This is a genomic window from Aeromicrobium sp. (assembly GCF_050700635.1).
Taxonomy (GTDB): domain Bacteria; phylum Actinomycetota; class Actinomycetes; order Propionibacteriales; family Nocardioidaceae; genus Aeromicrobium.
Genome location: NZ_JBOHDT010000105.1, coordinates 1 through 12132 on the forward strand (window position 1 = coordinate 1; position 12132 = coordinate 12132).

The 12132-nt window shown below is 69.8% G+C and carries 11 protein-coding genes, 1 tRNA gene and 2 pseudogenes; 1 reads left to right on the plus strand and 13 read right to left on the minus strand.

Going from position 1 to position 12132, the window contains the following annotated elements; all coding sequences use genetic code 11:
• Both ACRDPN_RS08275 and ACRDPN_RS08280 read right to left on the minus strand, forming a co-directional pair.
• Positions 1–219: pseudogene (locus ACRDPN_RS08275) on the minus strand (hypothetical protein); the annotation flags it as partial.
• A tRNA-Leu gene (locus tag ACRDPN_RS08280) sits at positions 195–269 on the minus strand. The gene ACRDPN_RS08280 and the pseudogene ACRDPN_RS08275, both read right to left, overlap by 25 nt.
• 22 nt (positions 270–291) lie before the next feature.
• Here ACRDPN_RS08280 and ACRDPN_RS08285 point away from each other — a divergent pair.
• Positions 292–1044 carry a VOC family protein gene (locus ACRDPN_RS08285; protein ID WP_431446944.1) on the plus strand — a complete coding sequence of 251 codons (753 nt, stop codon included), beginning with the start codon at positions 292–294 and terminating at the stop codon, positions 1042–1044.
• Here ACRDPN_RS08285 and ACRDPN_RS08290 read toward each other — a convergent pair.
• The 11 genes and pseudogenes from ACRDPN_RS08290 to ACRDPN_RS08340 form a co-directional block, all read right to left on the minus strand.
• On the minus strand, positions 1037–1951 hold the full coding sequence (locus ACRDPN_RS08290) for an NAD(P)-dependent oxidoreductase (protein WP_431446946.1): 915 nt from the start codon (positions 1949–1951) through the stop codon (positions 1037–1039). The genes ACRDPN_RS08285 and ACRDPN_RS08290 overlap by 8 nt on opposite strands.
• A complete protein-coding gene (locus ACRDPN_RS08295; protein ID WP_431446947.1) occupies positions 1948–2862 on the minus strand; it encodes an exopolyphosphatase in 915 nt (304 codons plus the stop codon). Before ACRDPN_RS08295 ends, ACRDPN_RS08290 begins: the two co-directional genes overlap by 4 nt.
• A gap of 26 nt (positions 2863–2888) precedes the next feature.
• Entirely contained in the window at positions 2889–3389 is a 501-nt protein-coding gene (locus ACRDPN_RS08300; protein WP_431446948.1) for a DUF501 domain-containing protein, read from the minus strand.
• Positions 3386–3787 carry an FtsB family cell division protein gene (locus ACRDPN_RS08305; RefSeq protein WP_431446949.1) on the minus strand — a complete coding sequence of 134 codons (402 nt, stop codon included), beginning with the start codon at positions 3785–3787 and terminating at the stop codon, positions 3386–3388. The genes ACRDPN_RS08300 and ACRDPN_RS08305 overlap by 4 nt, the downstream gene beginning before the upstream one ends.
• A 163-nt stretch (positions 3788–3950) precedes the next feature.
• Complete coding sequence (eno, locus tag ACRDPN_RS08310) at positions 3951–5228, minus strand: phosphopyruvate hydratase (protein WP_431446950.1); 1278 nt, start codon at positions 5226–5228, stop codon at positions 3951–3953.
• 72 nt (positions 5229–5300) lie between these two features.
• Positions 5301–5984 carry a MazG family protein gene (locus ACRDPN_RS08315; RefSeq protein ID WP_431446951.1) on the minus strand — a complete coding sequence of 228 codons (684 nt, stop codon included), beginning with the start codon at positions 5982–5984 and terminating at the stop codon, positions 5301–5303.
• On the minus strand, positions 5984–6631 hold the full coding sequence (locus ACRDPN_RS08320) for a hypothetical protein (protein ID WP_431446952.1): 648 nt from the start codon (positions 6629–6631) through the stop codon (positions 5984–5986). The genes ACRDPN_RS08315 and ACRDPN_RS08320 overlap by 1 nt, the downstream gene beginning before the upstream one ends.
• Before the next feature lie 30 nt (positions 6632–6661).
• A complete protein-coding gene (gene mfd, locus ACRDPN_RS08325; protein ID WP_431446954.1) occupies positions 6662–10171 on the minus strand; it encodes a transcription-repair coupling factor in 3510 nt (1169 codons plus the stop codon).
• Positions 10168–10734 carry an aminoacyl-tRNA hydrolase gene (pth, locus tag ACRDPN_RS08330; RefSeq protein WP_431446955.1) on the minus strand — a complete coding sequence of 189 codons (567 nt, stop codon included), beginning with the start codon at positions 10732–10734 and terminating at the stop codon, positions 10168–10170. The genes mfd and pth overlap by 4 nt, the downstream gene beginning before the upstream one ends.
• The gene (locus tag ACRDPN_RS08335) at positions 10731–11456 is read right to left on the minus strand and encodes a 50S ribosomal protein L25/general stress protein Ctc (protein WP_431446956.1); all 726 of its coding nucleotides are present in this window, start codon (positions 11454–11456) and stop codon (positions 10731–10733) included. The genes pth and ACRDPN_RS08335 overlap by 4 nt, the downstream gene beginning before the upstream one ends.
• 250 nt (positions 11457–11706) lie before the next feature.
• Positions 11707–12132: pseudogene (locus ACRDPN_RS08340) on the minus strand (preprotein translocase subunit SecA); the annotation flags it as partial.

The following is a 12132-nucleotide window of genomic DNA, read 5'->3' on the forward strand; positions in this document are numbered from 1 at the left end:
CACCAGGTAGCGACCGCGCCAGGCCGGCAACGTGACGTCGTCGTCCTGAAGGGGCGGGATCCGGTCGTCCCCGACGAGCGCGGCCTCGGCTCGGTAGGCCGCATGCTGCAGCCGCAGCAGCTCGCGCGCGAACCACGGATCGAGGGCCGGGTCAGGCGCGGACAGGTTCGCGCTCCAGTATGTGCCGATCCCGGTGCTCCCGGTGGGACTCGAACCCACACTGGTGACGGTTTTAAGCCGCCCGCCTCTACCGATTGGGCTACGGGAGCGCCGCCAGCCTAGTCTCGGCGTATGGCTGAACTCCGCTGGATCACGGCCTTCCTCGACCTGCCGGCGGACTCCTTCGACGCCGGCACGGAGTTCTGGCAGGCCGTCACCGGCAGTGGACTGTCGGAACCGCGCGGTGATCGCAAGGAGTTCGCCACCCTCGTCCCGCGTGACGGAGACCCCTACCTGAAGGTCCAGCGCGTCGAGGGCGGGTCCGGCGGAATCCACCTCGACCTGCACACCGACGACGTGGCGGGCTACGTCGAGCACGCCGCCGGCCACGGCGCGACCGTCAGGCAACGCGGCGACCACGTCGTGATGACCTCGCCCGGCGGGTTCACGTTCTGCGTCGTCGGGCATCCGGCCGGCGCCGCAGTACCCACGCCGGTGCCGTGGTGGGGCGGCTCGAGCATCGTCGACCAGGTCTGTCTCGACATTCCAGGCCCCCTGCACGAGATCGAGACCGCGTTCTGGGCCCGGCTCACCGGGTGGGAGCACACCGCGGGACGCTTCCCGGAGTTCAGCAGCCTCGAGCGTCCCGACGGTCAGCCGATCAGGCTGCTGCTGCAGCGACTCGACTCCGACGACGGACCCGTACGGGCCCACCTCGACCTGTCGAGCACAGACCCGATCGCCGAGGTCGTGCGCCATCGCTCCCTCGGAGCCGCGCACGTTCACGAGCACCCACGATGGACGGTCCTGCGGGACCCCGCAGGGCTGGCGTACTGCGTCACCGAGCGAGACCCCACGACTGGGACGCTGCCGCCTCTCAGCTGACGTCGACGACGTTGATCAGCGGTTCGCCGGCCTGCAGACGCGCGACCTGCGCGCGCACGAGGGCCTCGACACGGTCGTGCATCGTCGTCACGGCACCGCCGACGTGCGGCGAGACGAACACGCCGGGCGTCGTCCAGAGCGGGTGGTCGGCCGGCAAGGGCTCGGGGTCCCACACGTCGGACGCGACGCATACCTGCCCGCTGGCCGCGTGACGGACGAGTGCATCGGTGTCGGCGACCTTGCCGCGAGAGACGTTGACGATGAGTGCGCCCGGCCGCATCGCGGTGAGGAACGCGTCGTCGACGAGGTGATGCGTGTCTGGCCCGTAGGGCACGGCCACCACGACCGCGTCGACGTCCGGCAGCAGCGACCACAGCTCGTCGATGCCATGGACGTCACCGTGGTCGTCGCTGCGGGCGGTGCGCGCCACCCGGACGAGCTCCACGCCGAATCCGTCGAGCCGAGCACGGATCTCGGTGCCGATGCCGCCGTACCCGAGCAGCAGGACGCGGGAGCCCAGCAGGCCGTGGTTCCAGCCGCGAACCCACCTGCCCTCCGGCATCGCCCGCGCGAACTCGTCGAATCCCCGCAGTGCGGCGATGAGCAGGCCGACGGCCACCTCGGCCGCCGATCCTTCATGCACCCCGACCGCGTTGCACCAGGTGACGCCGTCGGGCACGTTCCCGACCGCGTCGTCATAGCCGAGCGTCTGGGTCTGCACAGCGCGCACGCGGGTGGGGTCGAGCAGACTCAGGTCGCCCTGCAGGACGTACGGCCGCACGGCGAGGTCGATCGGGTCGCCGTCGGGCAGTGGGCTCGCGAAGTCCCACTCGACGAGATCGACGTCGACAAGGTCGGTGAACCGCGCCAGAGTTCGCTGGTCCGGCAGGCTGATGCGAAGCGTCACACCGCACCCCAGGCGATGCCGTCGAGGATGTCGTGCTCGCTGACGATCACCGTGCCGGTGTCGAGCGGCAGCTGCTCGAGCACCCGGTCGAGGACCAGGGCTCCGCCGCCGATGACGTCGGCACGACCCGGGTGCATGAACGGCAGCGCGCGCCGGTCGGCGACCGACATCTGTACCAGCGACAAGCACGCCCCTCGGACATCGTCGACTGACAGCCGGGCACCGTGGATGGCGTCGCGGTCGTATGACGGGAGCCCGAGCGCGTGGGCCGCGACCGTGGTGACGGTTCCGGCGACCCCGACGACGGACTCGACCGGCTCCAGCCCGGCTACAGCCGGCGCCAGCACGACGTCGAGGTGGTTCATGCACGTCGTGACCTCGCGGACAGGTGGCGGGTCGCTCGGCAGGAAGCGCTCGCTGAGCCGCACCGAGCCGATGTCGAGCGAGGTGGACCACTCCACGTCCGATCCGTCGCCGACCACGAGCTCGGTGGAGCCTCCCCCGATGTCGACAACCAGCGCGCGGTGTGGGTCGAGACCGCGGGTCGCACCGATGAACGACGCCAGCGCCTCCTCCTCGCCGCTGAGCACCTGCGGCCGCACCCCGAGAATCGACTCGACGCCGTCGGCGAACTCGTCGGCGTTCTCGGCGTCGCGGGCGGCCGACGTGGCGCAGAACCGGACCTCGTCGGCGCCCAGCATCACGATCAGCTCCGCGTACTCACGCGTGGCCCCGAGGGTGCGCTCGATCGCCCCCGAGGCCAGGCGTCCGGTGGCGTCGACCTCCTGCCCGAGCCGGACGATGCGCATCTCCCGCACGAGCTCGGTCATCGTGCCGTCCGTGATGTCGGCGACGAGCAGGCGGATGGAGTTGGTGCCACAGTCGATCGCGGCGACGCGGTCACGGGGCATGGTTTCGAGAGTAACGGCGCCGTACGTCAGGAGAGGTCCGAGGTGGGAGCGCACTCGGTCCCACCCCACCAGTCGCCGAGGAGTCCGACGGCCTCGTCGCCCAGCGGATTGAGGCCCGGGCCCTTGGCGAGGGAGTGGCCCACGAGCACGTGCAGGCACTTGACCCGGGTGGGCATGCCACCGGCGGAGATTCCGTCGATCTCCGGCACGTGCCCCAGCTCCTCACGCTCAGCGAGGTAGGCGAAGTGCGCCTTGGCGTACGCATCAGCCAAACCCGGGTCAGTCGAAAGTCGGACACTCATCTCCGCCATCAGCCCGGACGCCTCCAGGGTGCCGATTGCACCGGACAACCGCGGGCACGTGACGTAGTACAGCGTCGGGAACGGCGTGCCGTCGGGCAGCCGCGGCTCGGTCTTGACCACGTTGGGATGCCCGGACGGGCAGCGGGAGACAACGCCGACGATGCCTCGAGCCGGTCGTCCGAGCTGCTCGGCCACCGCCTCGAGATCGGCTGCGGAGGCGCTCACCGTTTCCTTAGCACCTCGTCCGGATCGGCGACGGGCTTGGGCTTCGCAGGCTCCTTGCCGGCCTGCTCCACGCTCCCCCAGAGCGTGTCGTACCACTCACGTTCCTGCGCCGTCGGCGGTGCGTCGAGCGTCGGCACGTCGCCCTGCACCGATCCGTCGCTGCCGATGACGCGATAGCCGACCTCTCCGGGCATCACCCACCCGAACCGGGCCCGCGCCTGCTGCTTGATGTACGCCGGATCGTTGAAACGTGCCTTGGTGTCGTTGAGCTGAATGATGGCGTCGCGCCGCATGATGATCTCGGCCTTGGCCGACTGGATCTCGCCGCGCTGCTCCCACCACGCGTGCAGCGCGGACGTGTAGGAGGCGACCAGGAGCAGGACCACCGACAGGAGCACGACGGCGCGCGTGGTGAAACGCGGCCCCTGCCGTCCGCGCTTGGGCGCCGGACGCGGGTGGCCCCCACCCTCCGGCCGCCGACTCGCAGTGGACGACCCGGAGGGGCGCCGCGACGACGCCCGGCCGGGACCGCGTGAGGGAGCCGTGCGGGAGGCCATGGGGCTAGAGGACCAACCGCGGGAAGGCGGACGCTCCTGCGTAGACCGCTGAGCCGCCGAGCAGCTCCTCGATGCGCAGGAGCTGGTTGTACTTGGCGACGCGGTCGGACCGGGCCGGCGCTCCGGTCTTGATCTGGCCGCAGTTCGTGGCGACCGCGAGATCGGCGATCGTGACGTCCTCGGTCTCGCCTGAACGGTGGCTCATCATGCAGGCGAACCCGCTGCGGTGCGCGAGGTCGACGGAGTCGAGCGTCTCGGTGAGTGAACCGATCTGGTTGACCTTGACGAGCAGCGCGTTCGCGGCGCCCTCGTCGATGCCGCGGCCGAGACGCTCGACGTTGGTGACGAAGAGGTCGTCGCCGACGATCTGCACCTGGTCGCCGATGGCCTCGGTCAGAGTGGTCCAGCCGTCCCAGTCTTCCTCGTCGAGCGGGTCCTCGATCGAGACGATCGGGTACGACTTGACGAGATCGGCGTAGTAGTCGGCCATCTCCGCAGACGTCTTCGACACACCCTCGAACGTGTAGTCGCCCGCCTCGCAGAACTCGGAGGCCGCGACGTCGAGGGCCAGCGCGATGTCGGTGCCGAGTGTGAGACCGGCCTCCTCGACCGCCTTGGCGATGAGATCGAGCGCGGCCCGGTTGGACGACAGGTCGGGCGCGAAACCGCCCTCGTCGCCGAGACCGGTGGTCAAGCCGTCAGCCTTGAGCACGCTCTTCAGCGCGTGATAGACCTCGGCGCCCTGGCGCAGCGCCTCGGCGAAGGACGGTGCTCCGATCGGCGCGATCATGAACTCCTGGACGTCGACGTTGGAGTCGGCGTGGGCGCCACCGTTGAGGATGTTCAGCATCGGCACCGGCAAGAGGTGGGCGTTCGGTCCGCCGACGTAGCGGAACAGCGGCAGCCGGGCCGACTCGGCAGCGGCCTTGGCCGCGGCGAGCGAGACGCCGAGGACCGCGTTGGCGCCGACCTTGGCCTTGTTGTCGGTGCCGTCGACTGCGAGCATCGCATGGTCGATGGCGCGCTGGTCGTCGGCGTCGAAGCCGGCAAGGGCGGGGCCCAGCTTGGTGTTGACGGCCTCGCAGGCCTTGCGCACTCCCTTGCCGAGGTAGCGCTTGCCGCCGTCGCGCAGCTCGACAGCCTCGAACTGTCCGGTGGAAGCACCGGACGGGACGGCCGCGCGCCCGATGGTGCCGTCGTCGAGGGCCACCTCCACCTCGACGGTGGGGTTGCCGCGCGAGTCCAGAATCTCGCGGGCTCCGACGGCTTCGATGCTGGCCACGAATGCTTCTCCTTCGACCGGAAGAGGTACGAGGATCAGCCTAATGGGGCCGGTCTGAGATCCCCGTCCGGCTCACCGGCGCTCACCCTTCTCCGCAGCCTTGATGCGCTGCCAGGTGGCGTCGACCTCCTCGGGCGTGGTCGCGTCACCGTCAGCGAAGACGTGTGGGTTGCGCCGGATCAGCTTCGCGGTGATGTCGGCGGCGACGTCGTCGACGTCCCACCCGTGGGGGTCGTCCGGCGTCCCTTCAGCGGCGACGGCGGCATGGAAGACGACCTGCATCAGCAGGTCTCCCAGCTCCTCGCGCAGGTGCGCGGTGTCGCCGGACTCCAGCGCGTCGAACGTCTCCTTGGCCTCCTCCAGGACGTAGGGGGCGAGGGACTCGTGCGTCTGGAGCTTCGTCCACGGGCACTCGCGGCGCAGCCGGCCCATCACGTCGACGAGGTCGAGCAACCGGGCTCCCGGCAGGTCGTAGGAGCCAAGCACCACCTCCACGGGTGCGCCGTCACCGCCGACCAGGGAGTCGGCGACGTCGCGGGCCCACTGGAGGTCGCCGGGCGGGGCGACCCAGACGACGTCGTCTCCGGCGTCCGGACGATCCGAAGCGATCGCGACGTCGATGCCCGCGGCCCGGATGGCCTGGACGTGCGGGCCGTCCTCGGCCGAGAGCACACGGGCGGCGCCGCGGAGGGCGTCCCACGCCTCGAGCGTCAGCACGCCGGGGGCGACGCGCGGACTGACGACCAGGATGCGCATCAGCCAGAGCACCGCTGCGTGGCGGGTAGCTCCTTCACGTCGGACGGCTCCGGTGCCTCGACGGGCACCGAGAGCGACCCGGTCGGAGCGTTCTGCTGGCCGTCCGACCCGATCGCGAAACGTGGGTCGAACCGGACGTCGCGGCGGGCGAGCTCGCCCTGGATCAGCTGGAACCCGGCATCACGCACCTGCTCGGGATTCGCGTTCGGCTCGTCGAGCTCCTCCGCTCCGAGCAGCTGCGCGATGGCGAACGTGTGCTGCGAGTCCTCGATGGCGTCGACCACGGCGTCGACCTCGTCTTCGGGGAACGCGGCCGCGATCTCCTTGCGCTGGGACGGCGAGATCTCATAGGTCGAGGGGTTGGGCTCGATGTTCGCCTCGGCAGACATCTCGCGCGCCACCACACCGAAGACGAGGTCGGTGACGGCCTGCCGGCGGACGTCGGCGTTGTTGACCGGGGTGCCTTCGGGCGCCGAAAGCAGGGTGAGCTTGCAGTAGACGACGGCAGTGTCATCGGCGCGACCCATCGAGATCGTGGTGTCACCGACGACGGCCGCCGCACCTGGTTGAGCCGATCCGCAGCCGGCGAGCAGCATGGCCGCCCCGGCCGCGACGAGGGAGACGTGCCCGAGGACGCGCAGCTTCATGGCGACACCCTACCCACGGCCCATGCCACGTCAGGCGGGTGGGACGAGGGTGTCGACGACGGTGCGGGTCCACTCCAGGAGCTCGCGGTCGCGCAGCGGGACGCCTCCGACCGGAGACGTGCGCGGGTGAGGCACGAGCGCGACCTCAGCGGCCACCTTGTAGATGCTCTTCGGGTGGATGCGCCGCAGCCTGAGCTGGGACGACTCCGGCAACGTGACCCCGCCGAACCGCACGTTCGAGCCGGCGGTGGTGACCTCGGAGAGGCCGGCCGCACGGATGCGGACGCGGAGCCGGGCGACCTCGAGCAGCGTCTCGACCGTGGCCGGCGGCTCGCCGTAGCGGTCGACGAGCTCAGCCCTCGTCTCTTGAACCTCAGCCATGGATATCGACGCCGCCAGGCGGCGATATATTTCCAGGCGCAAGCGCTCGCTGGGCACGTAGTCGTGCGGCAGGTGCGCCTCGATCGGCAGCTCGATCTTGACCTCGCGCTCCGGCGCTCCCTCGCCACGGAACTCCGACACCGCCTCGCCGACCAGCCGCACGTAGAGGTCGAACCCGACCTCGGCGATGTGGCCGGACTGCTCGCCGCCGAGCAGGTTGCCGGCTCCACGGATCTCGAGGTCCTTCATTGCGACCTGCATGCCGCCGCCGAGCTCGGAATGCTGCGCGATGGTGGCCAACCGGTCGTGGGCCGTCTCGGTGAGCGGCTTCTCCGGTGGGTACAGGAAGTAGGCGTACGCCCGTTCGCGACCGCGGCCCACCCGCCCGCGCAGCTGGTGCAGCTGCGAGAGACCGAGGGTGTCGGCACGCTCGATGATCATCGTGTTGGCGTTGGAGACGTCGAGTCCGGACTCGACGATCGTCGTGCACACCAGGACGTCGAAGCGCTTCTCCCAGAAGTCGACCATCACCGTCTCCAACTGGTGTTCACTCATCTGCCCGTGTGCGGTCGCAACCCTTGATTCCGGGACCAGCTCGCGAAGGCGAGCTGCTGCGCGTTCTATCGATTGCACCCGGTTGTGGATGAAGAACACCTGGCCCTCGCGCAGCAGCTCGCGCCGGACGGCGGCCGTGATCTGCTTCTCGTCGTAGGCACCGACGAAGCTCAGCACCGGGTGACGCTCCTCCGGCGGCGTCGCGATGGTCGACATCTCACGGATGCCGGTGACGGCCATCTCCAGCGTGCGCGGAATCGGTGTCGCGGACATGCTCAGCACGTCGACGGCGGCCCGTAGGTGCTTGAGGGCCTCCTTGTGCTCGACGCCGAATCGCTGCTCCTCGTCGACGATCACCAGGCCGAGGTCCTTGATGCGGATGCCAGGCTGCAGAAGCCGATGAGTGCCGATGACGAGGTCGACGGTGCCGTCCGCCAGCCCGGCGAGCGTCTCCTTGGACTCACGGTCGCTCTGGAACCGGGAGAGTGGCCGGATGTTGACCGGGAACTGACCGAACCTCTCGGCGAACGTGGCGTAGTGCTGCTGCACGAGCAACGTGGTGGGCACGAGCAGGATGACCTGCTTGCCGTCCTGGATCGCCTTGAACGCGGCCCGCACCGCGATCTCGGTCTTGCCGTAACCGACGTCGCCGCAGACCAACCGGTCCATCGGCACCGTGCGCTCCATGTCGCGCTTGACCTCGTCGACGGTGACGAGCTGGTCGGGCGTCTCGACGAACGCGAAGGCGTCCTCGAGCTCGGCCTGCCACGGAGAGTCGGGGCCGAAGGCGTGGCCCTTGGTGGCCTGGCGCGCGGCGTAGAGCTTGATCAGCTCGGCGGCGATCTGCCGCACGGCCCTGCGCGCTCGGCTCTTGCGCGTGCTCCAGTCGGAGCCACCCAGCTTGTCGAGGCTGGGATGCTCACCGCCGACGTAGCGGCTGACCTGGTCGAGCTGGTCCATCGGCACGAACAGGCGGTCGCCCGGCTGCCCACGCTTGCCGGGCGCGTACTCGATGACGAGGTACTCGCGGGCGGCTCCGTGCACGGTCCGGTTGACCAGCTCGACGTAGCGCCCGACGCCATGCTGCTCGTGGACGACGAAATCACCGGCTGCGAGCTCGAGCGGGTCGACCTGCTTGCGACGCCGCGACGGCATGCTGCTGCGCTCGACCCGTTCGGCCGCCCGCTGACCGACGAGGTCGTCATGCGTGAGCACCACGAGGTCGATGGACGGCAGCACGAGTCCGTGGCCGAGCTCACCGCACAGCACCTGCACCACTCCTGCCGATGGCTCGGTCTCGAGCGATCCGGGAAGGTCGTGCTCGGCCAGCCACTCGACGGTGCGTTGCGCCTGACCGTGGCCGGGCACCACGATCACGACGTGTCGCGACGCTGACAGCCAGTCGCGGATGTCGGTCAGAGCCGCCTCCGTATCGCCTCGGTAGGCCGGCGTGGCCACGACATCAGTGCCCGGCGACTCGTCGTCGAGCCCGAAGGGTGAGAGGCCGAGCCAGGCGTGTCCGAGCTTGCGAGTGTCGTCGTGAGCCTCGTCGAGCGTGCGGAACGCGGCTGGTTCCAGATCGATCGGTGCCTCGGCTCCGGTGGCCGCCGCGGCCCACGACGCCTGCAGGAACTCCTCGCTGGTGGCGACGAGGTCGTGGGCACGAGCGCGGATCCGCTCCGGGTCACACAGCAGCACCGTTGACGACGGCGGAAGAAGATCGACGAGGTTCTCCATGTCGCCGAACAGCACCGGGGCCAATGACTCCATGCCCTCGACGGCGTGGCCGTCTGCCAGCTTCGTGAACAGCTCGCGCAGCGACGGGTGCTCCCCCGCCAGCTTGGCCGCGCGCAACCGAACCTCGTCGGTGAGCAGCAGCTCGCGGCACGGCGGCGCCCACAGCTCCTCGACGGCGTCAAGAGAACGCTGGTCGGCGACCGCGAAACGCCTGATCTCCTCGACCGTGTCGCCCCAGAACTCCAGCCGCAGCGGGTGCTCCTCAGTGGGCGGGAAGACGTCGATGATGCCACCACGCACCGCGAACTCACCCCGGCGCTCGACCAGGTCGACGCGGACGTAGGCGGCAGCGGCAAGGTCGCGGACCAGATCCTCGAGGCCATGGTCACTGCCGGTCGACACGGCGACCGGCGCGAGGTCGGCCAGCCCCCTGACCTGGGGCTGCAACAGCGAACGCACCGGGGCCACGACGACCTTCAGCGGCCCTCCCCCGCTCCCTGAGCCTGTCGAAGGGTGGACGAGGCGCCGCAGCACGGCGAGTCGCCGGCCGACGGTGTCCGAGCGCGGTGAGAGCCGCTCGTGCGGCAACGTCTCCCACGCCGGGTAGTAGGCGACCGAGTCGGCACCGATGAGGTCGCTCAGCTCGGCGACGAGATCCTCGCCCTCTCGCGCCGTGGCCGTGACGACGAGGACGGACTCGGCGCGAGACAATGCGGCCGAGACGAAAGGACGAAGCGACTCGGGTCCCTGCAGCGTGAGTTCGTCAACGCCTCCTCGGCCGACGAACCGCGCGACGCTCTGATCCGCCTCGAGGAGCCCGGCGAGCGGGGCCAGCGGAGCCGTGATGTCGGCGGTGGAGGTGCTCACCGGTTGAACGCGCCCTGCGTGGCTTCGAGGCCACGCGTCACCAGGCTCTCGACGGCGTCGGCGGCCTCCTCGACGTAGACCGGGAGCTCTTTGCGCTCGGCGGATGAGTAGGGCTTGAGCACGAACTCGTGGACGCCTTGGCGACCGGTCGGTCGGCCCACGCCGAGGCGAACCCGGAAGAACTCGCCGGAGCCCAGCGACTGACGCACGCTGCGTAGCCCGTTGTGGCCGTTGTCGCCCCCGCCGAACTTCACCCGCAGTCCACCGAAGGGCAGATCGACCTCGTCGTGGACGACGACGAGGTGGTCGGGCTCGACGTCGTAGTAGGACCCGAGCGTCGAGACGGGGCCGCCGCTCTCGTTCATGTACGAGCGGCAGCGACCGAGCACGGCACGCTCATCGGCGAGCCGACCCTCGACGACGTCAGCTCGCTTCGACGGGTGGGACTTGAAGGTGCCGCCCATGCGTGCGGCCAGCACGTCGGCGACGAGGTAGCCGACGTTGTGCCGGGTGGCGGCGTACGTCGGGCCCGGGTTGCCGAGCCCGACGACCAACCAGGTCACTCGTCCTCGGAGTCCTTGGAGTCCTCGGACCTGCCCTCGCCGGGCTCCTCGCCCTCGGCAGCCTCGCCCTCGGCCTCTTCGCCCTCTTCGGCTTCGGCGGCGGCCTCGATCTCTTCGTCGGAGAGGTCGTGCTCGATACCGGCCTCGGCCTCGGCCTCCTCCAGCTCCGCCTCGATCTCCTCGGCCGTCGGGGCGGCGATGATGTTGACGATGAGCCAGTCCTCGGGGATGGCCAGGGTGCTTCCGGACGGGAGGTCGAGGTCGACGGCGTGGATCTGGGCGCCGACGTCGAGGCCCTCGACGGACACCTCGACCCACTCCGGGATGTGCGTGGCCTCGGCCTCGACCGAGATCGTCGAGTTCTCGGTGACGACGAGCGCCTCCGGCGAGGCCTCACCGACCAGGTGGACGCGGATGTCGACGGTGACCTTCTGGCCCTTCTTGACGATCAGCAGGTCGGCGTGCTCGATGAATCCCTTGAGCGGGTCGCGCTGGACCTGCTTGGGGATCGCGAGATGAGTGTCGGAGCCGACGGAGATCGAGAGCAGCGCGTTGGAGTTCTTCAGCGCCAGGGCGAGGTCGTGGCCTGGCAGCGTGATGTGGGTGGGGTCGATGCCCGAGCCGTACAAGACGGCGGGCACCTTGTCGTCGCGGCGGATGCGCCGGGCGGCGCCCTTGCCGAACTCGGTGCGGCTCTCGGCGGCGATCTTGATCTCGGCCACGGGTTGATGCTCCTCGGAAGTGCTCGTCTGTGTGGTTCGGGCTGTGCCGCGGTGGGGATCGAGGCGCTCGACACGGCACTCAGCGGTGGAGCGCCCTGTCGATCACGGCCTGGGACCTGAGTCCCGGCCCTCGCCGAGGCAACTCCGGAAGTCTAGCCCAGGCCCTCACGCCAGCGGAAATCGGATGAGACCAGGGTCTTCATGCGACCGCCGAGTGGCGCAATCCGAACCGCGTTCCGTTGTGCTTCGCTCAGCGGTTCTTCTTGCGCGACTTCCGCTGCTGCTTGGCCTTCTGACGGGCCTTGTTCTTGACGTTGGCCTGATGCTGCCGCACCTGGGCATCCGTGTCGCCTGCGTCGGCCGCGCCCTCGCCACGGACCTCGACCTCGCCGCCCTCGCTGGGAGCGGAGTAGGAGAGGTTTTGGGCCTTGCGCTGCTGCAGACCCTTGGCCTGGAGGTTGAGCTGGGGCTGGGCACCGACCGACGCAGCCGGGGCCTCGGCCTCGGCCGCCTCGACCTGTACGTCGAGGTTGAACAGGAAGCCCACCGACTCCTCGGCGATCGCGTCCATCATCGCGGTGAAGAGGTCGAAGCCCTCTCGCTGGTACTCCACCAGCGGGTCGCGCTGCGAGTACGCCCGCAGGCCGATGCCCTCGCGCAGGTAGTCCATCTCGTA